Source organism: Rhodococcus sp. RCBS9, from assembly GCF_029457415.1.
GTDB classification, from domain to species: Bacteria; Actinomycetota; Actinomycetes; order Mycobacteriales; family Mycobacteriaceae; genus Rhodococcus_F; species Rhodococcus_F qingshengii.
Window position 1 is genome coordinate 4,390,697 of record NZ_CP120422.1, and the last position, 24,066, is coordinate 4,414,762.

A 24,066-nucleotide genomic window follows, 5' to 3' on the forward strand; every position below is an offset into this window, starting at 1 on the left:
TCGTAGTCTCTTCGTGGCCCCGGTCGACTCCGGGCCGCTCCAGCAAGTCGCCGGCCAGGCGCCCAGTGCACCCGCCGCTCCGCCGCCGACGACGACCCCAGCGGCTCCGGTACCAGGTCCCAAGACTCCGGTCATCCAGTATCCGGCAGCGCAGCCAGGCCCGATCAACGGCCAGTTCTCGACCTCGCCTGCGATGCCGATGCAGACCTACGAACCTACGAATCGTGGAGGGTCGCTTCCGGATTCACGAACTGGCGTTCCGCAGCCTGTTCAGAATTCGCAGCCTGTTCGGAACTCGCAGCCTGTTCGGAACCTGCATCCTGTTCAGAATTCGCAGCCCGGCCCGACGGCGCATTCATCCGCGAGACCGCTCCAGCAACCGCAGGCACCTTTTTCGCCCGGCGTCCATCCGCCCAATCCCGCGATTCGGCAGTTCGGTCATCCCGGCGCTGCGCCGGTGCAGAACGGCCACACCCTCCAGAATGGTCAGGCCGTGCCGATGGCCCCGCCGACAGTGCCACCTACTCGCGCTCCGATGCCGCAGACCGGACTCACCTCGGCTCCGGACAGTCGCTTCGAGTCCGCTCTCCCGATGACTGCGCAAGATCTCTCGGCTGCGCTCCTCGTCAAGCGGCCTGTCCGGCCTGCGCCGGTGGGCGGCTGGCGCAAGGCGCTGTACACGTTGTCCGGCCGATCGGTGAACCTCGGAAACGGTGCAAAGGAGCAGCACCTCGTCGAGTTGACGCGCCAGATCAACCAGCCGCTGCAGGGCTGCTACAAGGTTGCGGTGCTCAGTCTCAAAGGCGGCGTCGGAAAGACCACGACCACAGCGACACTGGGGTCGATGTTCGGCTCGATCCGCGGCGATCGCGTCGTCGCTGTCGATGCAAACCCCGACCGGGGAACGCTGAGCCAGAAGATCCCGCTCGAAACTCCGGCAACAGTGCGAAACCTGCTGCGCGACGAGAACAGCATCGAGAAGTACAGCGACGTCCGTGGCTACACATCGCAAAATCGACACCGGCTCGAAGTGCTTGCCTCCGACAGCGATCCAGCAGTTTCAGAGGCCTTCAGCGGTGGGGACTACACGCGCACGGTCGACATGCTCGAGAAGTTCTACAGCATAGTTCTGACCGATTGCGGCACCGGATTGATGCACTCGGCGATGCAGGCCATTCTCGAAGGTGCAGATTCGTTGATCGTCGTCAGTTCCGGTTCCGTCGACGGTGCACGTAGCGCCTCCGCAACACTTGACTGGCTCGACGCTCACGGTTACAGCAGGCTGGTCGCCACGTCCGTGGCTGTCATCAACGCGGTACGGCCTCGCTCGGGCAAGGTTGATCTGCCGCGGGTCGTCGAGCACTTCGAGCAGCGCTGTCGAGCGGTGAAACTGATTCCGTTCGATCCGCATTTGGAAGAGGGCGCCGAAATCGATCTGGACCGGCTGCGTCCAGGTACTCGGGAAGCGGTGCTGGAGTTGGCTGCGGTGGTTGCGCAGGACTTTCCGGCCTCCCCGTTCGCGTTGACGGGGCGGTAATCGGATAGCCGGGCGAGCCCGGACGCTACGTCGACGCGTCAGTCGGCGGTACGTCCGGACCTTCCGTGCGCTTGCGTCGTGTTTGCTGGTTCACATTCCACAGGAATTCGGGATCGTCATCCGGCCCGCGTACACCGCTCACCGGGGTGCGCGTCGACGGATCGGGCCCGAATGCCTTCCACATCAGAACGATCAATGTCACCAAACCCACCAACGCCAACAGATACAACACGGCGCACCTCCTCAGGGAACTGAAGTCGAGCCTACTCAGTCTCCGCCCCGCTTCACCAGAAGTGGTGCGGACAAGCGTTTCGGCTCAGTGCGCTAGTGCTGTATCTGTCGGGTACTGCAAGATCTGTCGGGTACCGCAAAGTGCTTCGAAGTGAGCTGAAGTTGCTCAGTTGTTGTCTGCTTCGGTGGTCAGCGAGCGCAGAAGCTGCATGACCTCGGTCTCACGGAATCGACGATGTCCTCCTGGCGTGCGAAGCGAGCCCAGTCGTCCTGCGTGTGCCCAGCGGGTCACGGTCTTGGGATCGACATGAAACAATGCCGCTACCTGTCCGGGCGTCATGAGTGCGTCTGCGGCGGTATTGAAGGTTGGTGCGCTCATTGTGAGGTCCTCCATGTTGATGTCGAACGTTTGACGAACAGTGATTCCGAACCGAGCAGTGATTCCGAACTTTGGTTCCGAACCGGTGTGTCGACCAGTTGCCAAAAACCTGCGTCGAGTTTGTTTCGAAGTCCTTCGCTCACATTCGACCGTTTTCTGAGTGGTAGCGCAATGTTTGCACAGATATAGCCGGGTAGTCGATCTTTCAAGAAAAAGTAATGTTTAAGTAAAGGACAAAATGGATATAGCGGGCTCGGTCCCACCCGTATTCGGAATGGGTAACCTGAGAGGGTGAGTCAGTTGTCTGAAAACCCCGAAAATGTTCCTTCTGAGCCGGTCAAGGCCAGTAAACCTTCCGCAAACTCTGGGCAAGCAAAGTCGGCTTCCGGGCCGGTGACCAAGGGTCAACTAGCCCGCGATGTGGTGCTGTACTCGGTCGCTCGGCTGCTGCTTGTCGTCGTGATCGGTGCCGTCATCATCGGTGGCGGAAAGCTCGCCGGCACGGACGTTCCCTTGATCGTCGCGGCGCTGTTCGCAGTTCTGATCGCGCTGCCGCTGTCGTTGCTGCTCTTCGCGAAACTGCGCAAGCGTGTCAATGCGGGCATTGCGGCGGTCGACGCCCAGCGTCGGTCCGATCGTGACGATCTTCGCTCCAAGCTGCGCGGAGACGGGCGGTGACCACGGGGTCGCTCGACGTCGACCGTCGGACCTCACGCCAGTGGGTCGACAACGCGGTGCGGTTGATCGAAGCCGACGCGCAACGCAGCGCGGACACTCACCTGCTGCGCTATCCGCTGCCGAGTAACTGGACCGTCCAGCTTTATCTGAAGGACGAGTCGACCCACATCACGGGGAGTCTCAAGCATCGACTCGCACGGTCGCTTTTCCTCTACGCGATCTGCAACGGCTGGGTTACCGAAGAGACCACTGTCATCGAAGCGTCGTCCGGATCGACGGCTGTCAGCGAGGCGTATTTCGCGAAGTTGCTGGGCCTGGATTTTGTCGCGGTGATGCCCGCGAGCACGAGTCCCGCCAAGATCGCGTTGATCGAGGCGCAGGGGGGACGTTGTCATTTCGTGAGCGATCCGTCGTCGATCTACTCGGAATCGCATCGGCTCGCGAGTGAGTTGAACGGTCACTACATGGACCAGTTCACCCACGCCGAGCGCGCGACGGATTGGCGAGGAAACAACAACATCGCCGAATCGATCTTCACTCAGCTCGAACACGAGGAACATCCGATTCCCGACTGGGTGGTCGTCGGAGCCGGGACGGGCGGAACCGGTGCCACGATCGGCCGCTTTCTTCGTTACCGGAAATTCGACACGGGGCTGTGCGTGGTGGACCCGGAGCACTCCGTGTTTTTCGACGCGTGGCGAGCGAGCGATCCGTCGATCGTCGGTACTCGAGGTTCCCGGATCGAGGGCATCGGCCGTCCGCGCGTCGAACCGTCTTTTGTCGGTCAGGTGGTCGACCGAATGATCAAGGTGCCGGACGCAGGCTCGATCGCGGCTGCCCGGCATGCCAGCGCAGCCCTGGGGCGCAAAGTGGGCGGCTCGACGGGGACGAACCTGTGGGGAGCTTTTGCGTTGATTGCCGAAATGATGGCGGCCGGGCGCAGCGGCAGCGTCGTCACCCTCCTGTGCGACGGCGGAGAGCGTTACTCAGGCACGTATTACAACGACGAATGGGTGGCTTCGGAAGGGATCGACCTGCTCGGCCCGACGACAGTGCTGGACGAGTTCGTCCGTTCGGGTGCGTGGACGGCCAGTTCCTGAATCGCCGGCGCTGGACCGTGTGACGGGCGGCTCATCGTCACGCGCGGCCAGGCGTCCAACCCGGACGACTGCTCGTCCGTTCTGATGCGTATCAGGCCGGGGGAGAGCGTGTTCTCGGCCAGGCGCACGAACCCGAGGCGCTCGTAGTACGGCGCGTTCCACGGAACGTCGACGAACGTCGTCAGAGTCACGAGATCGTGGTGATGGTCCGCCGCCCATTCGGTGACGGCGTCGATCAGCTGGGCTCCGAGGCCTTTCCGGGCATGATCGGGGTGAACGGAGACCTGCTCGATATGCGCGCCGCCGTCCACGATCTCGACGAGTGCGTACGCAACGGGTACGTCGTTCGCGTCGGTCTGAACCCAGATGTGCTCGGCTGCGAGAAAATCGTTCAACTCGTCGAGCGTCGGCGGTGGATCGTCTGCGATGGCGTCCATCCCGATGTCTCGGAACGGTTCGCCCGCGGCGATCTCGATCTGTTGCAGTGCGGGTAGGTCGGTGGATATGGCCGAGCGGATCACAGAAACCGTTTTACCTCGAGAAGTGCGTTTCTCCCAGCGCTACGCCTTCTGTAACGCAAACCTACGCAACCGTAGGTTGTGTATCGTTTGGTCAAGGGGCACTTCTCCAGCGAGGGCGGATCATGGGCAATCCTGAAGTTTCACTCGACAATTACGAGGCTGTGTACGAGTACTACCGCAGTCATCAGCAGAACCGATTCGTGGCGAAGCTCGCTTATGCCGCATTGGCGCTGAAGTACCGCCCGCGAGTGAGGTACGCGCCGGGTGCGGAAGGTGCGCTGAAGACTCTGCTGGAACGTAAGACGCAGTTGGTCGTGGCAGTCAATCATCTGACCGAGAGCGACCAGTTCACGCTCGCCGCGACCGCGTGGCGTACTCCGTTGCGTCGAGTGATCGGACGGACCCGGGTCCTCGCCAAAGACGAACTCTTCGTTGATCCTTCACAGCGCAAGAAGGTCGACATGATGGGCAGCATCCCGGTTTTTCGCAGCAAGAACTACGGCCTCCGTGCAGTTTCGGATGCCGGCCGAGTGATGATGGACGTCGCGGCCGAGCGGCTGGGCAACGGGGACTGTCTGGCGATTTTCCCGGAAGGGACGTGCAACACCGAAGATCCGACGCGGCTGCAGCACGTCAACAGCGGAATCGGCCACATCGTCGCGCGCGCCGAGAAGTTGGGATGCTCACCGGCACTGGTGTCGATCGGCATCAATTACGGTCCAGTGGCCGGCGACGTCAAGGCTGCGAGTGTCTTTGTCGGAATGCCGGTGACCGAACTTCCGGACAAGCCGATGGATATCGCCCGAACTGTGCAGGCCGACTTGCAGGTGGCAGTGGACGGGGCCGTCGCCGGGTACTAGGCGCGCCTGTCAATTTTGGTTGACAAATTCCGGTTGTCAACCTAAATTGACAACATGACCGAAGCAACCTCTCTCGCTGCTGCCGCCGGTAGCCCGGATCCCACCGAGGGATTGCGTGCTGTTCGAGCGCTGCGTCGTCTTCTCGAAAAACTCGAGGCCATTCAGGTCGCCAATGCGCGCCGTCACGGATGGTCCTGGCAGGCGATCGCGGAAGCTCTCGAGGTCAGCCGTCAAGCCGTCCACAAGAAATACGCGTCCGCGCAGTCGGAATCGATGCTGCGTTCACTGCGCGAGAAGGGCAGGTAATTGCCATGTTCGAAAGGTTCTCCGCACAGGCTCGAAGCGTCGTTGTCGATGCTGTCGCCGGCTCCGGTCCTGTCACGCCGATGGAACTTCTGACCGCGCTGATCACCTCTGATCGGGGCATCGCCACCGAGGTGCTCACCGAGTCTGGTGTCACGCTCGACGTGATCCGCCACGCCGGCGCCGGATCGAACGAAGGTAGCTCCAACAATTTCGACGACGACGCCGAGATACTCAAGTCGATCGGCATCGATCTCGATGCGGTTCGGGAGAGTCTCGAGCAGTCCTTCGGCGAAGGTGTGCTGGACGAGACTCCTGTGCCGGACGGCGTCGACACTTCTCGCAAGAGCCGATTCGGGTTCCCTCGTTCACGATTCGAGAAGGACTCCAAGAAGGTGTTGGAACTCTCGCTCCGTGAAGCGCTCGCGCACAAGGACAACCGCATCGGCGCCGAACACATCCTGCTCGGCATCCTGCGTGTCGCCGACGGGCCTACCCGTCAGGCCCTCGAAACGCAGGTCACGATGTCGGTGATCCGTGAGCGCTTGGAAGCGAAGATGAATCGCGCCGCCTAGATTCGGCACGGCTCCGCATGCACGGGGCGGGATGTGCCAGCATTCAGACATGACATTTCTGGCACGTCTCATCATCAACGGCATAGCCATCTGGCTGGCGTCGGCGTGGGTCACCGGCATCACGATCGCCAACCACGACAACGGCACCTGGGGCACGGTTCTCGTGATCGCGGTGATCGCTTTGATCTTCACGGTGGTCAACGCGTTCATCAAGCCGGTAGTGCAGCTTCTCTCGCTACCGCTGCTCATCCTGACTCTCGGATTGTTCACGCTCGTGATCAACGCCCTAATGCTGATGCTGACGGCGTGGATCTCGTCTGGAACGTCCTACGGCTTGACGGTCGACGGCTTCTGGACGGCAGTCTGGGGCGCGCTGATCATCTCGATCGTGAACTTCCTGCTCAGCGCGTTCGTCCCGGACAACCGTTGAGTCCGTCGACTTTCAGGCGAGACTGAGCGCAACTGCGGTCGCGGCACCCCAGACGAGCATGGCGAGTCCGGTGTCGCGCAACGCGGGGATCAGGGCCATACCCTGCCCGCCCGAACGCAGTGGGGCGTTGGCTCGGATTGCCAGTGGCAACGCCAGCAATCCGAGCAATGCCCACGGAGTGCGCAGGATCAGCAGCAGGGTCGCGACGAACGGGACGGCCAGCAGGATCACGTGCAGTGTGCGGGTCTTGGCGTCGCCGAGCCGGACTGCGAGAGTGATCTTTCCGGACTCGGTGTCGGTCGGGATGTCTCGAAGATTGTTGGCAACGAGCACCGCGCTCGAGAACGAACCGATGGCGATCGCGCCGGCCAGCCCGGCCAGATCCACCCGTTCGGCCTGTACGAACTGAGTTCCCAGCACTGCAATCAGTCCGAAGAAGATGAACACGGCGATCTCGCCGAACCCGCTGTATCCGTACGGCTTCTTGCCGCCGGTGTAGAACCAGGCACCGATGATGCAGAACACGCCGACCGCAACCAGCCACCAGGCTGTGGTCGCCGCCAGAACGAACCCGGCTACCGCGGCAACGGTGAAGCAGCTGATCGCCGCGGCCTTCACGGCTCCGGGACTGACCAACTTCGATCCGACCAAGCGCAGTGGCCCGACGCGGTCGTCGTCCGTTCCGCGGATTCCGTCGGAGTAGTCGTTCGCGAAATTCACCCCGACGATCAAGGCCAAGGAGACGATCAGTGCCAGGAGCGCCTTCCACCACACTGCGAGGTCCAGGGACGCCGCGGCTCCGGTGCCGACCAGCACGGGCGCAATCGCGTTCGGGAGTGTGCGCGGCCTCGCGCCTTCGATCCATTGAGCAGCTGTTGCCATACAACGATCTTTGCACTGTGCAATACGATCGAACGCGGTGGATCAGCACATGACTCGAGACGTGAGTGAGCGCGCCAGGTACGCGCAGTCGGGCGAAGACCTGGCAGACATTGCCTTGCTCGGACCCGTTTCGACCAAAGTGGGCGGTCGTCTGGTTCCGTTGCCGGGTCCGCGAGCTCGAACTCTGCTGGTTGCGCTGGCTCGCAATCCGGGTGAGCCACGTACCGCGCAGAGCCTGATCGACGACGTCTGGGGGCTGGAGCCGCCGCGCTCACCGATGAACGCCCTCCACACTCAGGTCTCGCGCCTGCGATCTGCACTCCCGGACGGGGCCCTCGAAGTCACGGCGGCCGGATACCGGCTCACTCTCGCTCGGGAGCGTGTCGACCTGGCCAGGGCAGCGGACGCCGCCCGTGGTCTGCGCACCGTCGGCGCCGAAGCGTCCGAAGCGCTCGCCGTCACGACCGCGTCATTGCGCCTGTGGCGCGGTACCCCCGGGAGTGACGTCGTCGGCGACGTTGCAGATCGTCTGGCGCTCGACGCAGGCCGGGTGTACGACGAACTGGAGACGGCGCAGATCGACGCGTTGCTCACATTGGGGGAGTACGCGGCAGCCATTCCCCTGGTGCGCGGACGCCATCTGGCGAGCCCATTCGACGACACAGCGGCCGAGGCGTTGATGCGTGCGCTCGCCGGAGCAGGCCGAGTCAACGAGGCACTCGAAGTGTTCGCGGAGTTCCGCAACCACCTCGCCAATCGCCTGGGCGCTGATCCGTCACCCGCACTGGTGACTCTCAACGCGGAACTTCTCGGGGCACCTGCGGCTACACCGCGGGCCGCGCGTGCGATCGGTCTCCGCGCTGCCCCCAACACCTTGCTCGGTCGCGACAACGACATCGACCAGATCGAATCCTTGCTCGCCCGCTCGCGCGTCGTCACCATTCTCGGACCTGGTGGCGCCGGAAAGACCCGTCTCGCACACGAATTGGGCCTGCGCGGATCCGTGAATCAGCCGGGCGTCTCGGTGGTCCTCGTGGAGTTGGCGTCGTTGCGCAGCAGCGAAGATGTCATCGCGGCCATCGGAGGCACCCTCGGAATCAGCGAATCCGATCTGGCGCCAGGCAAATTGACCGTCGGCCGAACGCATTCGGCGAGAGAGCGACTCAAAGAGGCGCTGTCCGCCGGTCCGATGTTGCTCATCCTCGACAATTGTGAGCACGTGATCGGCGCGTGTTCGGAGATCGTGGCCGAGATGATCGCGGCCGGTCGTCAGCTGACGGTTCTGACCACCAGTCGTTCTCCGCTCATGATCAGTGCCGAGGCGGTGTACCCGTTGCCGCCGTTGGCGATCGAAGACGGAACCGGCTCGGCAGTCGAACTCTTCTCGGCGAGAGCCCGTGCGGTGCGGCCGTCTGTTCATCTGGACGTCGACGCGGTAGTCAAGCTGTGTACGACGCTCGACGGACTCCCGCTGGCGATCGAGCTCGCTGCCGCGCGGGTCCGCACCATGAGCGTCGACGAAATCGGTTCGAGACTGCGAGACAGGTTCGCGTTGTTGCGCTCCGATGATCCGACGTCTCCGGATCGGCATCGCACCCTGCACGCGGTGATCGACTGGAGCTGGAATCTGTTGGGCAGCGGGGATCAGATTGCGCTGCGTCGATTGTGCCGATTCCCGGCCGGCTTCACCCTTTCTTCGGCGCAGGCCGTTGCCGGGTGGGGCGAGTTGACCGATGTGGCAAGCGCCGTCGAAGCGCTGGTGAATCAGTCACTTCTATCCGTCAGCGACGGGCAGGGAGATCTTCGGTACTACATGCTCGAGACTGTCCGTGAATACGGCGAGGAGCAACTCGCCGCGTCCGGGGAGGGACCGGAAGTGATTCGGCGCCTCGACGACTGGGCGATTGCGATCGCCGAGGATGCCGTCGTGCGTGCACGGACGGATCAGCTCCGTCTGATTGCCGACCTCGATGCCGAGCACGACAACCTTCTGGCTGTACTTCGCTGGGCCGTGGAACGCGGCGACGCGGTGACCGTAGCCAACGTCTTCCCCGTCCTTGCGATTCTGTGGGCCGTACGAGGATCGAACTCGGAAATTTCGAACTGGGCGTCGAAGATCGTCGGGGCGACCGCGGACAACGATCTGCGCGACGTGAATGCAGAACTGGTGGGCGCTACGTTCATCCTGGTGGCGATGCATCTCTTCTTCGGAGAGGCCGATCGAAACCATGCCCGTGCGCGGATCCGACTTCGAAAGCTGTTGCGTGAGCGCGATGATCTCGGTCCGTTGTTCGCATTTCTGATCAAGCTGGCCACGAGTGGGATCGCCAACCACAAACTTGCGCGGTTGGTGGCCGAAGGCGTTCGCAGTTCCGATCCCGAGACCCGAATGGCGGCGCTGTCCGCGCGTTCGAACATGCGGGAGAACATCGGAGATCTGCGCGGTGCGTTGCTGGACGGGGAGACTCTGTTCGACTACGCCACCAGCATCGGTGACGAGTGGGGTCTGGCGATGGCGGCCCAACATGTCGGGTCGGTTCACAGCCAATCCGCCCGCTATGGCGAGGCCATCGAGTTCTACGCGATCGCGGCGGCGTCGATGGAACGCCTCGGTGCGCGTGACGAGGCGATGCAGCTCATCTGCTTTCAAGCCGGAGCAATGATCGCGGCCGGTGACACCGCTGGTGGTCGGGTGCTTCTCGATCGTGCACGTCCGGCATTGGCGCATTCGGGTGGGACCGGGGCCATCGAAACCGATCAACGGCGCGCGGCGCTCATAGCGAGTATCGCCGAGGCGGATCTCGCGGACGGCCGTATCGACGAGGGCTTGGCTCGGTATCGAGAAGCGCTGGAGCTGTTGGGTTCTGCGATCGAGAACATCTTCGGTGATCCCTTCGTCGTTCTGCTCGGTGCCGCGGCTGTGTGCGCTCACGCAGTTCACGGCCGGCACGAACTGGTGGCGGGCCGCGTTCTGCAGATGAAGGAGTCGAGTGCTCTCAAGCTCGATCCCAACGGTTACGCGGACCTGCCGCTCGCGGGTTCGTTGGCGTCGGCGATCGGGTCGTTCGATCTTGTCACGGGCAACATCGAACGCGGAGTCGAACTGATGGCTTTGTCGTTGAAAATGCCGGGGAGACAAGACTTCGTCTCGCTCCATCACGCGCGCCTCTCCGACTTCGCGGTTGGTCTGGTCGGAGCCGACAGGTGGTCTGTGGAAACCGAGAAGGTATCGGGTTACTCACGCAGAGCGGTCCGCGAAGCAGTGTTGGCTGCGCTTCGCGGACCGGTGCTGGACTAGGTCTGGACGATGGTGCGGGACTTATGTCTTGCGCATGTACATCCGCACGGTCAAAGGTGCCATGACGGCAACGATCACCGCGGCGCCCACCAGCGACCACACGACGTGGATACCGAAGTGGCCGTCGTTGGCCAGCTCGCGAACCGCGGTCACCAGGTGTGAGACCGGATTGACGTTCACGAACTTCTGAAGCCAACTCGGCATGGTGGCAGGATCGACGAACGCATTCGACAGGAACGTCAGCGGGAACAGCACGAGCATCGAAACACCCTGCACCGTGGACGCTTTGTTCATCAGCACGCCCATGAGAGCGAAGATCCAGCTGATGGAGAACGCGCACACCATGACCAGGATCGCGGCAGACAGAATGCCGACCACGCCGCCTGCGGGGCGGTAACCCATCGCGAAACCGACGATGAACGTGATGGTCGTGGCGATGCCGTAGCGCACGACGTCGGCGAGCAATGCACCGGACAGCGGGGCGATACGAGCGATGGGAAGGGACTTGAAGCGGTCGAACACGCCCTTGTCCATGTCCTCACGAAGCTGAGTGCCCGTGACGATGGAACCGGTGATGACGGTCTGGACGAGGATGCCGGGGATGATCGTCGGCAGATATGCCGTCACGTCACCGGCGATCGCGCCGCCGAAGATGTAGGTGAACATCAACGTGAAGATGATCGGCTGGATGACGACGTCGAACAGTTGCTCGGGGTTGTGCTTGATCTTGAGAATTCCGCGGTACGCCATCGTGAACGTGTTCGCGAAGCTCTGCTGCAGGCTGATGCGGCGGGGTGCGGCATCCGGCTGGGCTATCGGCGACCGGGGTTTGGTGAGAGTGGTTGTCATGCGACGCTCCGATCGGAGTCGTTGTCGGACTGGGCGTCGTTGCGACCAGTGTCTTCGGGCTGGTGCCCGGTGATGGTCAGGAACACTTCGTCCAGGCTGGGTTTCTGTACGTTGATTTCGTCGACGGCGATACCTTGCTCACGCAGACGGATCAACAGGTCCGCCGTGATCGACGGGTCGCTCAGCGGGGCGGTGATCCGCCCGACCTCGGGAGTGACACCCACCTCGACGCTCAGCGCAGCGGCGATGAGCGAGCGAGCCTCCTCGGTGCGATCACGATCGACCAGCTTGAGTTGGAGCGAGGAGATCCCGACCGAAGCCTTGAGTTCGTCGGCGGTGCCGTTGGCGATCACGCGGCCGCGGTCGATCACCGCGATGCGATCGGCCAGTTGATCGGCTTCGTCGAGGTACTGCGTGGTGAGCAACACCGTCGAACCCTCGGCGACGAGTCGCCGGATGGTCACCCACATCTGGGCGCGGGTGCGCGGATCGAGGCCGGTGGTGGGCTCGTCGAGAAACAGCAGCGGCGGGCGCGCGATCAGGCTTGCCGCCAGATCCAGGCGTCGACGCATGCCACCGGAGAAGTTCTTCAGCGGTTTGGTCGCGGCCTCGACCAGATCGAACTCCTCGAGGAGTTCCAGGGACTTGGTGCGCGCATCGCGGCGGCTCAGGCCGAGCAGCCGCGAGAAGATCACGAGGTTCTCGGTCGCCGTCAGATCCTCGTCGACGGAGGCGTACTGACCGGTGACGCCGATCAGGGATCGGACCGCGGTGGGTTCACGGCTGACGTCGTGGCCGAAGATGCGCGCCTCACCGCCGTCGGGGCGCAGGAGAGTGGCGAGCATGCGGACGGTGGTGGTCTTGCCGGCGCCGTTCGGCCCGAGGACGCCGAACACCGAGCCGGTGGGGACGGTGAGGCTGACGCCGTCGACCGCGCGGTGCTCGCCGAACTTCTTGACGAGTCCGTCGGCCTCGATGGCAAGAGGCGAAGCTGTGTGGTTCATGGGATGAAGCTTGGCAGACCGATCTTGCATGGACCTTGCGTGGAACTTGCGGTTACTTGCACAGCGCGCGAGGTCGGTGCTGCGGCTGCTAGCTGAACCGAGCCACCAGGGCGGCGCGGTCGAGCTTGCCCGGTCCACGCAGGGGGAGCGCGTCCACGACGAAGAGTTCCCGCGGCGCCGCGGTGACGTCGAGTGTCCGCTGAGCATGTGCGCGCAGTTCGTCGAGCGTCGGAGCTTCGCCCTCTGGTACGACGACGGCCACCACCCGCTGCCCCAGCCGCGGGTCCTCGATGCCGATCACCGCGCACTCGCGAACGGCGGGGTGATCGGCCAGCGCGGCCTCGACCACCTGCGGTACGACGGTCAGCCCGCCGGTGGAGATTGCCTCGTCCAACCGGCCGGTGATGCGCAGGACTCCGTCGACCACTGATCCGGCGTCGTCGGTCCGGAACCACCCGGGCTCGGCGAAAGCGGGGTGGTCGGGAAGCCCGCGGTACCCGGACGCGAGCATCGGTCCGCCCAGCAGTACTCGCCCGTCGTCGATACGAATCTGTGCTTCGGACAACGGGATTCCGTCGTAGACGCAACCGCCGGACGTTTCGCTCATCCCGTAGGTGCGGACGACGGTGATGCCCGCTTCGGTGGCCTGCGCGAGTACCGGTGCGGGAGTAGCAGCGCCGCCGAGCAGAACCGCGTCGAGCGAAGCCAGAGCCTCGACCGCGGAGCGATCACCGAGTGCCTTGACCAACTGCGTCGGCACCAACGAGGTGTAGCGGCGCGGTCCGCTCATCGCGGCGACAGCGCCCGGCAATGCGGCAGGGTCGAAACCCGCACTGACGTCGACGATCACCGGTCGTGTTTCGGCGAGGACACTGCGCAACAGAACTTGCATCCCGGCGATGTGGTGCGGGGGGAGAACCAGCAACCAGGATCCGGTGCCGCCGAGGCGTTCATGGGTCGCGTCGCCGCTGGCTCGCAGTGCGCTCGCGGTGAGCATCGCGCCCTTCGGGGTTCCGGTGGTCCCCGACGTGGCGACCACCAGCGAGATGCCGTCGTCGATGGGCTGATCTGGGTGCAGAGCGTCGCTCAGTCGGGCCGTCTCGCGTGCGTCGGCCGCAGGGACGGGAAGCACGGCGTCGTGCACGCCGTCCAGGATCTGCGCGATGGCAGGCAGTACCTCGAAGACCGCCTCACCCTGTGGAACAGCCAGTGTGCGAAGAACGTTCACCGGACGTCCGGTCCAGCCAGCGGCCAACCACCGGCAGCCAGATGGCTTCGTACGCGGTCGACGTCGGTTTCGAGTGGCATCTCGTTGGTGATCTTCGTGATGAGGACCTGGATGTCGGTCTTCTCGATGGGTAGATCGCCGTCCTCGATCAACGCGTCGGCGACGGCGTCGACCTCGGTTTCGGAGAGTCTGCGAGTGAGGAGCGCGAAAAGTGGGATGTAGTCCTGCTCGGGGACGCCATTGGGATAGCCGGCCCGCAACCAGCCGACTATCGACGTGAGGAAGGGCGGAAGGGCCATGACGTCAGCTCACGTCTCGAACTTCGTTGTCGGTGTCCACGTCTTCGATGACCGGCCACCCACCTGCGCGCAGCCTTTCGGTGACACGATCGACGTCGTCCTCGGACGGCTCCTCGTTGAGGATTCCCTCGATGATGGCGCGGATGGTGTCGTAGTCGACGTGGCGGTCCGGCACTTCGTGTGCCGACTCGATGGACATCGAAACGACCTGCTCGATCTCCTCGTCGGTCAGACGACGACGGAGAACGGCGAGCAGCGCAAAATGATCCTTGTCCGGGATGCCCTCGGGATACCCGGCACGCAGCCAGTCGAGCACGCTGCGCAATGAATACTTGCTCAAATCCTCGGCCTCATTTTCGTTTCGGTGGTTTCAGTGGTGCGCCGCGACGACCACTCAGAAGACGTGGATTCCGAACGTGCTGGCCAAGAAGTTCTTCATCAACAACAGAATTCCGGCGAAGATCGTGACGAGCACGACCGCAAAACAGAGGTACGCACCCATTTTACCCAGGGTGGACGGTCCTTCGGTGCCGTCGGCGTTCGGCAGACTCAGCGACTTGAGGCCGAAGGCGAAGATCGCCGGCAGTCCGGCTCCGAAGAGCAGTCCGACTGCCACTACCTGCCAGAGCGAATCGAGGGTATCGGTGAGTAGATGCATTCTCTTGCGCCCCTTTCAGGAGTTGCGAGTGGGTTCGGTGGACGGAGTGGGATCAGCAGTCGGAATCTCGCGAGCCGTCGCATCCGGATTCTCGTCCCATTCGGCGGTCACGTTGGCGGCGTCTACGGGTTCCTTACGCGAACGCAGGTACATGAAGATCGCGAACGCGATGAGGGCAGCGAAGACGACGAGCACGCCGGCCAGGCCGCCGATCAGATGCGCGAGTGCCCAGCAGATGGCGCCGACCACTGCGGCCGACGGCAAGGTGATCAACCAGGCGGCGGCCATCCGGCCTGCGACGCCCCAGCGGACCTCGGCGCCCTTGCGCCCGATGCCGGTACCGAGGATCGATCCGGTGGCGACGTGGGTGGTCGAGAGGGGGAGTCCGAGGTGGCTCGACGTGAGAATGATGGCTGCGGACGACGCTTCGGCTGCCAGACCCTGCGGCGCGGCGATCTCGACAAGGCCCTTGCCCAGGGTGCGGATGATGCGCCAACCGCCCAGGTATGTGCCGAGAGCGATCGCGACGGCACAGGTGAACTTCACCCAGAACGGCATCTCGGTCTCGGCGGTGATGGTGCCGTGAGCGACCAGGGCCAAAAAGATGACGCCCATAGTCTTCTGGGCGTCATTGGTGCCGTGCGCAAGTGAGATCAATGAGGCGGTGCCGATCTGGCCGAAACGGAAACCGCGCTCACGCTCGTCTTCCTTGACGGATGCGGTGATTCGGTACACGAGCTTGGTACCGACGCCTGCGACCAGGGCCGCGACGACCGGCGCGAGGATCGCGGGGACGACGACCTTGGTCAGAACTCCACCCCACTCGACGCCGCCCATACCGATGGAGGCGATTGCGGCGCCGATCAATCCGCCGAACAGTGCGTGTGAGGAGCTCGACGGCAATCCGAGCAGCCAGGTCGCCAGATTCCAGATGATTCCGCCGACGAGACCGGCGAAGACGATCAGCAGCAGATCCTGCCCACTGACCGCACCGAGGTTGACGACGCCTTTGGCTACCGTCGCGGCGACCTCGACGGACAGGAACGCACCGACCAGGTTCAGGATCGCGGAAAGTGTGACCGCAACTTTGGGCTTGAGTGCTCCGGTCGCGATGGAGGTGGCCATTGCGTTACCGGTGTCGTGAAAACCATTCGTGAAATCGAACGCGAGGGCGGTGACAACTACCACCAGGAGGATTACGAGCTCTGCGGTCACAACGTGAATTGTGCGTATCGAACGCGTAAAAGTACAGCGAACGGGATGCGAACAGGGGCTCCGCGGAGTACGTCCCCGCGCGTGGGCTGCGGCGCTGCCGTTCGCGATGTGTTCAGCGCCACGAAATCGGAACCCTGTGTGGGACCTCACTTTTTGGTCTCACTCACCGGGAAGGCACATTCGGACCGTTTTAAACGCTGATTACCTACGGGCACCGAGCGCACCGGAACAGGGGTTTCACCCCTGTTTCTCGGTGTCTGTCAGTGAGAAGGAGAGCTCCGACCGTGAAGCCCAACAAGTCCACGAAGCTGATCGTGGCACTCGCCGCGACCGCCGTTCTGGCGTCAGCCTGCGCATCGAATCGTGGTGACGATCCCTACGCCGTCGCTGTCGGCGGACCCGGCGTCAGCGCAGACCTTGCGTCGAGCACATCCGACGCGAAGTTCGGCACCCTCGATTCGCCCTGTGGTGAAGGCGACGCCACCGGCGCAACCGATCAAGGCGTCAGCGACACCGAGATCAAAATCGGGTTCGGTGACGACCGCGGTTATGTGAAGTCTCCTGGGCTGAACAAGGAAATGAGCGATGCGGTGAACGCGCTCATCTCTTGGTGCAACGATCAGGGCGGCATCAACGGCCGCAAGGTTGTCGGTACCGACTACGACGCCGCGATGACGCAGGCCAACTCGGTCATGCAGGAAGCGTGCGCGAGCCAGTTCATGATGGTCGGCTACGGCTTCGCGATGGATCAGACCGCCGAGCAGACGCGTGTCGCGTGCAACCTGGTGTCCGTGCCAGGCTTCACCGTGTCACCCGACGCAGCCAACGGACCGATGACATTCCAGGGTGTCCCGTTCCCGGTCGACTACGCGAACGGTTCGCAGTGGTTCCAGATGGCCGAGATGCACCCCGATCTGGTGAACGACTTCGACGTCGTCAACAGCACGATGCCCACGATCATCAGCTCCACCACGAAGATTCGCTCGATCGCCGAGGCTGCGGGTTTCAAGCTCAAGGATTGCGGCGTCACACTCAACTACGAGGGGGAATCGAGCTATGTGCCGTTCGCCGAGAAGTACAAGGAGTGCGGCGCGAAGGGGATCTGGACGTCACGATCGGCAAGCCCGTCGGAGCTGAACTTCGTGAAGGCCCTCGACCAGGTCGGGATCGATCCCATCTTCTTCGGTGAAGCCACCTGGTACGGCGCGACCGTCTCCGATTGGAACAAGGACACCGGACTGCTCGACAACCTCAACGCGGGCATGACCTTCCAGATGCTCGAGAACGCGGACAAGGTGCCCGCAGTTAAGAAGTACGTGGATCTGGTCTCCGAGCAGGGTGGCAAGACCGCGCTCCTCGGTATGCAGGCGGCGTCGTCGTTCCTGCTGTGGGCGGCCGCCGCGGACGAGTGCGGTAGCGATCTGACGCGTCAGTGCATGGTGAACGAACTCTCGAACATTCACGAGTGGGACGGCGGCGGATTGCACGCCGTCACCGATCCCGGCAAGAACATGCCGGCCACCTGCGGACTCATGACCTCGCTGAAGGGCAGTACCTACGCGCAGGCGTTCCCGTCCACCGCGGGCGAATTCAAGTGTGACCCCAAGTACCTCGTCGCGACCGACAAGAGCACCTGGGGAACCGAACTCGGCGCTGACCGCGTGTCGACGAAGTACCAGAACGCCAACGTCATCAAGCCGCAGTCCTGATTCTTCCGACTCGGGCGGCGAGCGCCAACCGCCGCCCGAGTCCCTAACGAGGGTTCAGCCATGAACACTTTTGTCACTTTCACGATCCTGGGCCTGGTCCTGGGGTCGGTGTACGCGATCGCCGCCTCCGGGCTGGTACTCACGTACAACACGTCAGGCATCTTCAACTTCGCGCACGGTGCACAGGCAATGCTCGGTGCGTTCATCTACTGGCAGTTGCGCTACGGCTGGGAACTTCCCACTTTCGTCGCCTTGCTGATTTCACTCGTCCTGGTCGGGCCACTGATGGGCCTCGGCCTCTACGTCCTGATCATGAAGGGTCTGCGCGATACCGCCGAGGTCACCAAAATCGTTGTGACGGTCTCGATCCTGCTCGGAATGCTCTCGATCTCGCACTGGTTCTGGCACCCCGAGACCGCTCGGACGATGCAGATGTTCTTCGGCGACCAGTCCAAGATCACGGTGTTCGGCGCGAGCATCCGCTACCACGAGTTGATCTGCATCCTCGTTGCGATCGCCATCGCCGTCGGCCTGCGCATCCTGTTCACGCGCACCCGCGCCGGTGTCGCGATGCGCGGCGTCGTCGACGATCCGGAACTGTTGCGCCTCAACGGCCACAATCCGGAGCGTCTTGCGGCCCTGTCCTGGGCGATGGGTTCGACGCTCGCAGTCCTGGCCGGCATCCTGATCACCCCGATCAGTGGCGGCACACTCGAGGCGAACATGTTGACACTCTTGGTGATCGACGCGTTTGCCGCGGCCATGTTCGGCCGGTTGCGCAGCATTCCGCGCACGTTCGTCGGCGCCGTGGTCCTCGGGCTTGCCGGTACGTACGTATTGGCGTACTTCCCGACGAGTTGGAGTTGGACGTCGAATTTCCGTGTCTCCCTGCCGATGATCGCGCTGTTCGTGGTGCTGATCGTGCTCCCACAGGACCGGTTGCGTGGAGCGGTCACCCGTACTCGCGAGCGTTACCACGTTCCGAGCGTGCGCAAGGCCGTCGTCTGGGGCGTGGCACTGATCGTCATCGTGTACCTGATCCGTCTGCTGATGGTGACCTCCGCCGTCACCACACTGACCATCGGAATGACGTTCGCGATCATCGCGCTCTCGCTCACACTCCTCACCGGTTACGCGGGTGAATTGAACTTGGCGCCGGTGTCTTTCGGCGCTATCGCTACCATCGTGGCCTTCCACTTCGGGATCTCCGGTTCCGGGTTGGCTGCGCACCTCAACCTGTGGGGCATCGTCGTCGGAGTCCTCGTCACCGCCGTGATCGGTGGCCTCGTCGCCCTACCGGCGCTGCGGCTGAGAGGGCTGTATCTCGCGCTGGCAACCATGGCCTTCGGAGTGTTCCTCTCCAACATGGTTCTTCGTGACACCACCGAACACGAGATGTTCGGCATGAAGTACTCGCTGTTCAAGGACGGGAACATCGCCCTCCCTCCGCTGAAGATCGGTCCGCTCGATCTGAGCAACGAGACGGTGTTCCTGATGACCGTGACCGCGCTGTTCTCGATACTCGGCGTCGGCGTCATCGCGTTGCGTAACAGCGGCTACGGGCGCCGACTCGCTGCGATGAAGGACAGCCCGGCCGGTTCGGCCATGCTCGGACAGAGCCTGGTTCGGCTCAAGCTGAGTGTCTTCATGATCTCTTCGGGGATCGCCGGTCTCGGCGGCATTCTGATGTCGAGCGCCATGGGGTCCGTCTCGGGCGAGAGCTTTGCCATCATGGTCAGCCTCTCGCTGCTCATGCTGACCGTCGTCGCGGGTATCGGATACGTCACCGGCGCCCTGTTCGGAGGACTGATGGCCGGAATCGGGTTTGCGGTCATCATGGTCTCGTTCACCAATCTGGCTTCGGCGCAACCGGAGTTGGAGGGAATGTGGCTGCTCTTCGGCAACATCGCGGCAGTCAGCCCGGCACTGATCGGCATCGGCGTCGGCGCGAACCCCAGCGGAACGGTCCACAGCGTGATCGAGGGCTACCGACGGCTCGCCGGTGCCAAGCCTGTTCTGATCGGCGGCGCCGCAGTCGTTCTGCTGACCTACGTCCTTGCTCTGACCGGTGTACTCGGCAACTGGTGGTTCGCGTCCATCACGATCGCGGTGGTGTTCATGCTGCCGGTGATCGGTGAGATGGTCATGCCCAGCGCGGTTCTCACTCCGGAGGAACTGGCCGCCAAAGCGACAGTCGTTCCCGAGGACATCGGGATCGATGTCCCTTACAGCCCCGAGATCCGTGACGAGATCGACCGCGAACTGGGGATTCCTCAGTACCAGGGTGGCTCGCCGAAGGAGTTGACCGTCCATGTCTGATACACCACTTCTCGAAACGCGCGGTGTGAGCGTTCGTTTCGGTGGACACGTCGCGGTCAAGGACGTTTCGCTCACCGTGCAACCCGGAACGGTGACAGGACTCATCGGACCGAACGGTGCCGGCAAGACGACGCTCTTCAACACCATCACCGGGCTGCAGAAACCCACCTCCGGTCAGGTGTTCCTCGGTGGCGTCGACGTGACGAAGCTGCCGCCGCACAAGCGGGCGGGGCGCGGGCTGGCACGTACCTTCCAGCGGCTCGAACTGTTCGTCTCGCTGTCGGTGCGTGACAACCTGCGCGTCGCCGGAGACATCCACAAGGCGAACGGCCGCAACAAGATCGACGTGGACAGCGAGACGGATCGTCTGCTGGAGCTGACCGGGCTGACGGATGTCGCGGACAAGGACGTCGCGGACATCCCCACCGGACGCGCCCGCGTCGTCGAAGTTGCACGGGCGCTCATGACCGACCCGCGAGTGCTGCTGCTCGACGAACCGGCCTCGGGTCAGACCGAGCAGGAAACCGAGGTCTTTGCCGAGATGCTCACCGAACTTGCTGCGGGTGGACTCGGAATCTGTCTGGTGGAGCACGACATTCCGCTGGTGATGAAAGTGTGCTCGACCATCCACGTGCTCGACTACGGCGCAGTCCTCGCCTCGGGTGATCCGGAGAAGATCCGGACGGATCCGGAAGTGATCGCGGCCTACATCGGGACCGAGGAGGAGGCGGTATGACGTCAGCGAAAATTGGCGAGGCGAAAATCGACGAGGGTATACGCAGCCCCGACCGCGCCGAACCGTTGCTCGAACTGTCCGGTGTCCGCGCCGGTTACGGATCCATCGAAGTTCTGCACGGGGTGGACCTGATTCTGGAACCGGGCGCCGTGGTGGCGCTACTCGGACCCAACGGTGGCGGCAAGACGTCGACGCTCAAGATCTGCTCGGGCGTCCTTCCGGTCACCCGCGGCGAGTTCCGGCTCGCGGGCCAGGTCGTGAACGGAGTCGAGCCTTCGGAGTTGGCTCGGCTGGGGGTCTGCTCCATCCCCGAAGGACGCGGGATCTTCGCCAACCTCACTGTGCGGGAAAACCTGTGGATCGCCACCGGAACGGGCGTCGGGCTGGCCGAACTCGAAGAGGTTGCGTACGGCAGGTTCCCGATCCTGGGGGAGCGGCGCGGACAGTTGGCCGGATCGATGTCCGGTGGTGAGCAGCAGATGCTGGCGCTGTCACGGGCACTCGGCACTCACCCGACGGTGCTCCTGCTCGACGAGCTGTCGATGGGTCTCGCACCTCGAATCGTCTCGCAGATGTACGACGTCGTCGGCTCGCTTGCAGCCGAAGGCATTTCCATTCTCGTCGCCGAGCAGTTCGCGCGAGCGGTGCTGCCCATCGCGACCTCGGCCGCACTGATGTTGCAGGGACGCGTCGTCAAGACCGGCGATCCACACGACATCGAAAACGAACTTTCTACCAGTTATCTAGGAGGATGACGATGACTACTCTCGCCGAAGATCGCCGTGAGGAATTCAAGAAGAACATCGCAGAGTTGAAGCTGGACAAGAAGCAGGCAGGCGGCGACGCGGCGACGCGCATCGCGGGCCTGGTGCTCATGGTCGTCGGAGTGGTCGGCGCCTTCGTCGTCTACATCTCTTCGCTGACGCTCTCGGACCTGCGGGATCTGGTGTCGTACCAGATCCTCACCGTGGTTTTCCTCGCCCTGACAGTGGTCGGTGCCGCACTCTTCCTAGCCGCATCGGTGGCAAAGGTGCTGCGGCTGTGGTTGGTTCGCCAACTGCTCGAGGGCCAGGCACAGACAGATCAGATCTCTCAGGCGCTGAGCACGCGCAACTGATCTCTGCGAAGAACCGACAGATGCCCGCCACGAAAGTCGTGGCGGGCATCTGTCACTGCTCGGCTACAGCGGTGTCTCGACTACCGCGGTGTCTCGACTACGCGGACGGTGGCCGGGAATCGCGTCGGATGGGATGGTCCTCCGGGATCTGCACCATCACGATCGGTGTCCCGTCCGGGTCGGCGATCCACATCTCGTGTAGACCCCACGGTTCCTGTCTTGCCTCGCGCGCGATCTTGACCCCGGCGAGAACCAGTTCGGTCTGAACGGCAGTGAGGTCCCGGACCTGCAGCCAGATCGCGCCGCGAAAGCCGCCCTCGCCGGTGCCGCCGTGCGCAGCGACTTCGATCAGACCTTGGCCGGCGAAGAAGACTGTGCCGCCGGGATATTCACGAGCGATCGCCAGACCGAGGGTGTCTCGGTAGAAGCTCAGCGTTCGTTCGTACTCGCTCGGGCGCAATATCGTCCGACTGCTCAGAATCTCCACGTCCGACCTCCCTCTCGCACCTACTGTGTCAGAAATACCAGGGATATGGTGACCAGTCGGGATCACGCTTTTCGAGGAACGAGTCACGACCCTCGACGGCCTCGTCGGTCATGTACGCCAAACGTGTTGCCTCACCGGCGAACAGCTGCTGGCCGACCAACCCGTCGTCCTGCAGGTTGAACGCGTACTTGAGCATCCGCTGTGCCTGCGGCGACTTGCCGTTGATCTTGCCGGCCCAGTCGATCGCGACGTTTTCGAGTTCAGCGTGGTCGACAACCTTGTTGACCGCGCCCATCTGATGCATTTCCTCGGCGGTGTACGTCTCACCCAGGAAGAAGATCTCGCGAGCGAACTTCTGGCCCACCATCTTTGCCAGATAGGCGCTGCCGTAGCCGCCGTCGAAGCTTCCGACGTCGGCGTCGGTCTGCTTGAACCGTGCGTGCTCGCGGCTGGCGAGCGTCAGGTCGCACACCACGTGCAGGCTGTGGCCGCCGCCCGCAGCCCAGCCGTTGACCAGGCAGATCACGACCTTCGGCATGAAGCGGATCAAGCGCTGGACCTCGAGGATGTGCAGGCGCCCGGCGCGTGCTTTGTCGACGGTGTCCGCCGTTTCACCTTCGGCGTACTGGTAGCCGCTGCGGCCACGGATGCGCTGGTCTCCGCCCGAGCAGAACGCCCAACCGCCGTCCTTCTCGCTCGGTCCGTTGCCGGTCAGGAGCACCGCTCCCACGTCGGAGGTCATCCGGGCGTGATCGAGTGCGCGGTACAACTCGTCGACGGTGTGCGGGCGGAACGCATTACGTACTTCCGGTCGGTCGAAGGCGACGCGAACGGTGCCTTGGCTGACATGCCGGTGGTAGGTGATGTCGGTGAGGTTCTCGAATCCGGGGACAGGGCGCCAGAGCTGCGGGTTGAAGGTCACCTGAGCCACGATAGAGGCACGGCTCGCGCGTCTAACGGATACCTGAGGTAGAACACGTTCCCGGGCGCGCTAACGTGCAGGTCATGAGCGAACAAACCGCAGACGGCACGGAGATCGTCACAGACGGTGAGAAGCGGGGCGGATTTCCACGGTTCCGGCACACTCCCGCAGGTCCGGACTTCGGCCGCTTCGTCGAAGCGATGCGCAGGTTGCAGGACCTTGCCGTCTCGACCAATGTTCCCGACGACGTACTCGCAGACATCGCTACGCAAGCCGAAGAGCTTGCCGATCGGTTGACTCCGTACGAGGTCCCGGAAGGCAAGTCGCCCGCGGGCTCGAACATCCAATTGCCCGGACGCGGCAGCCTCCTCATGCTCCCGTGGATGGTCGAGAAGTTCGACACCGAAGGAGTCCGCAGTACCGGCGTCTTCCGTCGCTACCACCTGGGCGGCAACGGCGCCGCTCACGGCGGTGTCCTGCCCTTGCTGTTCGACGACGTCTTCGGGATGACGGTCCACGCGGGTGGCCGTCCGATCTCCCGCACCGGCTACCTCCACATCAATTACCGCGCGATCACTCCGCTCAATCAACAACTGGTGATCGAGGGGCAGGTGGATCGGGTCGAGGGTCGCAAGACTTTTGTCAGCGCGCGCCTGACCGATCTCGACGGCAAGCTCCTCGCCGACGGTGAGGCGCTCATGATCGAACTGCTTCCGGGACAGCCCTGAC

The 24,066-nt window shown here is 63.3% G+C and carries 27 protein-coding genes; 14 read left to right on the forward strand and 13 right to left on the reverse strand.

Annotated elements, in window-relative coordinates; all coding sequences use genetic code 11:
* Positions 1-313 precede the first annotated feature (313 nt).
* Entirely contained in the window at positions 314-1,537 is a 1,224-nt protein-coding gene (locus P0M12_RS20710) for a MinD/ParA family protein (RefSeq protein ID WP_238704815.1), read from the forward strand.
* Between the two features lie 25 nt (positions 1,538-1,562).
* On the opposite strand, the gene P0M12_RS20715 is transcribed toward P0M12_RS20710, so the two are convergent.
* Together P0M12_RS20715 and P0M12_RS20720 are read right to left on the reverse strand one after the other, a co-directional pair.
* Positions 1,563-1,769: a hypothetical protein gene (locus P0M12_RS20715; protein WP_003941996.1), complete on the reverse strand. Its 207-nt coding sequence runs from the start codon at positions 1,767-1,769 to the stop codon at positions 1,563-1,565.
* Between the two features lie 165 nt (positions 1,770-1,934).
* Positions 1,935-2,147 carry a BldC family transcriptional regulator gene (locus P0M12_RS20720; RefSeq protein WP_003942029.1) on the reverse strand — a complete coding sequence of 71 codons (213 nt, stop codon included), beginning with the start codon at positions 2,145-2,147 and terminating at the stop codon, positions 1,935-1,937.
* 393 nt (positions 2,148-2,540) lie between these two features.
* Here P0M12_RS20720 and P0M12_RS20725 point away from each other — a divergent pair, with 393 nt between their 5' ends.
* Both P0M12_RS20725 and P0M12_RS20730 read left to right on the forward strand, forming a co-directional pair.
* The gene (locus tag P0M12_RS20725) at positions 2,541-2,825 is read left to right on the forward strand and encodes a DUF4229 domain-containing protein (protein ID WP_007728513.1); all 285 of its coding nucleotides are present in this window, start codon (positions 2,541-2,543) and stop codon (positions 2,823-2,825) included.
* A complete protein-coding gene (locus tag P0M12_RS20730; protein WP_003941980.1) occupies positions 2,822-3,925 on the forward strand; it encodes a PLP-dependent cysteine synthase family protein in 1,104 nt (367 codons plus the stop codon). Before P0M12_RS20725 ends, P0M12_RS20730 begins: the two co-directional genes overlap by 4 nt.
* Here the strand turns inward: P0M12_RS20730 and P0M12_RS20735 are convergent.
* Complete coding sequence (locus P0M12_RS20735; protein ID WP_054187825.1) at positions 3,823-4,446, reverse strand: GNAT family N-acetyltransferase; 624 nt, start codon at positions 4,444-4,446, stop codon at positions 3,823-3,825. The two genes, P0M12_RS20730 and P0M12_RS20735, sit on opposite strands and share 103 nt — an antisense overlap.
* 122 nt (positions 4,447-4,568) lie before the next feature.
* On the opposite strand from P0M12_RS20735, the gene P0M12_RS20740 reads away from it, so the two are divergent.
* From P0M12_RS20740 to P0M12_RS20755, 4 genes are read left to right on the forward strand one after another with little or no spacing between them, the layout of a single operon-like run.
* Positions 4,569-5,306 (forward strand): 1-acyl-sn-glycerol-3-phosphate acyltransferase, encoded by a 738-nt coding sequence (locus tag P0M12_RS20740; RefSeq protein ID WP_065352133.1) that lies wholly within the window; start codon positions 4,569-4,571, stop codon positions 5,304-5,306.
* A 54-nt stretch (positions 5,307-5,360) separates the two neighbouring features.
* Positions 5,361-5,612 carry an HTH domain-containing protein gene (locus P0M12_RS20745; RefSeq protein WP_003941869.1) on the forward strand — a complete coding sequence of 84 codons (252 nt, stop codon included), beginning with the start codon at positions 5,361-5,363 and terminating at the stop codon, positions 5,610-5,612.
* Positions 5,613-5,617: 5 nt separating this feature from the next.
* Positions 5,618-6,184: a Clp protease N-terminal domain-containing protein gene (locus P0M12_RS20750; protein ID WP_192712108.1), complete on the forward strand. Its 567-nt coding sequence runs from the start codon at positions 5,618-5,620 to the stop codon at positions 6,182-6,184.
* A gap of 49 nt (positions 6,185-6,233) precedes the next feature.
* Positions 6,234-6,614 carry a phage holin family protein gene (locus P0M12_RS20755; protein ID WP_003941998.1) on the forward strand — a complete coding sequence of 127 codons (381 nt, stop codon included), beginning with the start codon at positions 6,234-6,236 and terminating at the stop codon, positions 6,612-6,614.
* A gap of 12 nt (positions 6,615-6,626) precedes the next feature.
* Here P0M12_RS20755 and P0M12_RS20760 read toward each other — a convergent pair whose 3' ends face one another.
* The gene (locus P0M12_RS20760; RefSeq protein WP_019744341.1) at positions 6,627-7,496 is read right to left on the reverse strand and encodes a 1,4-dihydroxy-2-naphthoate polyprenyltransferase; all 870 of its coding nucleotides are present in this window, start codon (positions 7,494-7,496) and stop codon (positions 6,627-6,629) included.
* A 49-nt stretch (positions 7,497-7,545) separates the two neighbouring features.
* On the opposite strand from P0M12_RS20760, the gene P0M12_RS20765 reads away from it, so the two are divergent.
* A complete protein-coding gene (locus tag P0M12_RS20765; RefSeq protein WP_192712109.1) occupies positions 7,546-10,794 on the forward strand; it encodes a BTAD domain-containing putative transcriptional regulator in 3,249 nt (1,082 codons plus the stop codon).
* A gap of 21 nt (positions 10,795-10,815) precedes the next feature.
* Here P0M12_RS20765 and P0M12_RS20770 read toward each other — a convergent pair whose 3' ends face one another.
* From P0M12_RS20770 to P0M12_RS20800, 7 genes are all read right to left on the reverse strand, one after another.
* On the reverse strand, positions 10,816-11,643 hold the full coding sequence (locus tag P0M12_RS20770; protein ID WP_003941848.1) for an ABC transporter permease: 828 nt from the start codon (positions 11,641-11,643) through the stop codon (positions 10,816-10,818).
* Positions 11,640-12,647 (reverse strand): ATP-binding cassette domain-containing protein, encoded by a 1,008-nt coding sequence (locus P0M12_RS20775; protein WP_192712110.1) that lies wholly within the window; start codon positions 12,645-12,647, stop codon positions 11,640-11,642. The genes P0M12_RS20770 and P0M12_RS20775 overlap by 4 nt, the downstream gene beginning before the upstream one ends.
* Positions 12,648-12,735: 88 nt before the next feature.
* Complete coding sequence (gene menE / locus P0M12_RS20780; protein ID WP_192712111.1) at positions 12,736-13,875, reverse strand: o-succinylbenzoate--CoA ligase; 1,140 nt, start codon at positions 13,873-13,875, stop codon at positions 12,736-12,738.
* On the reverse strand, positions 13,872-14,174 hold the full coding sequence (locus P0M12_RS20785) for a DUF3349 domain-containing protein (protein WP_003941976.1): 303 nt from the start codon (positions 14,172-14,174) through the stop codon (positions 13,872-13,874). The genes menE and P0M12_RS20785 overlap by 4 nt, the downstream gene beginning before the upstream one ends.
* A 4-nt stretch (positions 14,175-14,178) precedes the next feature.
* On the reverse strand, positions 14,179-14,514 hold the full coding sequence (locus P0M12_RS20790) for a DUF3349 domain-containing protein (protein WP_003941853.1): 336 nt from the start codon (positions 14,512-14,514) through the stop codon (positions 14,179-14,181).
* Positions 14,515-14,568: 54 nt separating this feature from the next.
* Entirely contained in the window at positions 14,569-14,832 is a 264-nt protein-coding gene (locus tag P0M12_RS20795) for a hypothetical protein (protein ID WP_003942079.1), read from the reverse strand.
* A gap of 15 nt (positions 14,833-14,847) precedes the next feature.
* Complete coding sequence (locus P0M12_RS20800) at positions 14,848-16,047, reverse strand: inorganic phosphate transporter (protein WP_007728486.1); 1,200 nt, start codon at positions 16,045-16,047, stop codon at positions 14,848-14,850.
* Between the two features lie 284 nt (positions 16,048-16,331).
* On the opposite strand from P0M12_RS20800, the gene P0M12_RS20805 reads away from it, so the two are divergent.
* Genes P0M12_RS20805 through P0M12_RS20825 form a run of 5 tightly spaced genes read left to right on the forward strand, consistent with a single transcriptional unit; the run spans position 16,332 to position 21,928 of the window.
* On the forward strand, positions 16,332-17,756 hold the full coding sequence (locus P0M12_RS20805; RefSeq protein ID WP_003942040.1) for an ABC transporter substrate-binding protein: 1,425 nt from the start codon (positions 16,332-16,334) through the stop codon (positions 17,754-17,756).
* A gap of 60 nt (positions 17,757-17,816) precedes the next feature.
* Positions 17,817-20,075, forward strand: coding sequence for an ABC transporter permease (locus tag P0M12_RS20810; protein ID WP_003941895.1), 2,259 nt, complete (start codon positions 17,817-17,819; stop codon positions 20,073-20,075).
* Positions 20,068-20,811, forward strand: a complete 744-nt coding sequence (locus P0M12_RS20815; RefSeq protein ID WP_007728482.1) for an ABC transporter ATP-binding protein — start codon at positions 20,068-20,070, stop codon at positions 20,809-20,811. The genes P0M12_RS20810 and P0M12_RS20815 overlap by 8 nt, the downstream gene beginning before the upstream one ends.
* On the forward strand, positions 20,808-21,566 hold the full coding sequence (locus P0M12_RS20820; RefSeq protein WP_003941866.1) for an ABC transporter ATP-binding protein: 759 nt from the start codon (positions 20,808-20,810) through the stop codon (positions 21,564-21,566). The genes P0M12_RS20815 and P0M12_RS20820 overlap by 4 nt, the downstream gene beginning before the upstream one ends.
* A gap of 2 nt (positions 21,567-21,568) precedes the next feature.
* Positions 21,569-21,928 (forward strand): hypothetical protein, encoded by a 360-nt coding sequence (locus P0M12_RS20825; protein WP_003942018.1) that lies wholly within the window; start codon positions 21,569-21,571, stop codon positions 21,926-21,928.
* 97 nt (positions 21,929-22,025) lie between these two features.
* Here P0M12_RS20825 and P0M12_RS20830 read toward each other — a convergent pair whose 3' ends face one another.
* Together P0M12_RS20830 and P0M12_RS20835 are read right to left on the reverse strand one after the other, a co-directional pair.
* Positions 22,026-22,415, reverse strand: coding sequence for a VOC family protein (locus P0M12_RS20830; RefSeq protein WP_003941917.1), 390 nt, complete (start codon positions 22,413-22,415; stop codon positions 22,026-22,028).
* Positions 22,416-22,443: 28 nt separating this feature from the next.
* Entirely contained in the window at positions 22,444-23,337 is an 894-nt protein-coding gene (locus P0M12_RS20835; RefSeq protein ID WP_024487301.1) for a 1,4-dihydroxy-2-naphthoyl-CoA synthase, read from the reverse strand.
* An 83-nt stretch (positions 23,338-23,420) separates the two neighbouring features.
* Between P0M12_RS20835 and P0M12_RS20840 the strand changes: the two genes are divergently transcribed.
* Complete coding sequence (locus P0M12_RS20840; RefSeq protein WP_037129937.1) at positions 23,421-24,065, forward strand: PaaI family thioesterase; 645 nt, start codon at positions 23,421-23,423, stop codon at positions 24,063-24,065.
* Position 24,066 lies beyond the last annotated feature (1 nt).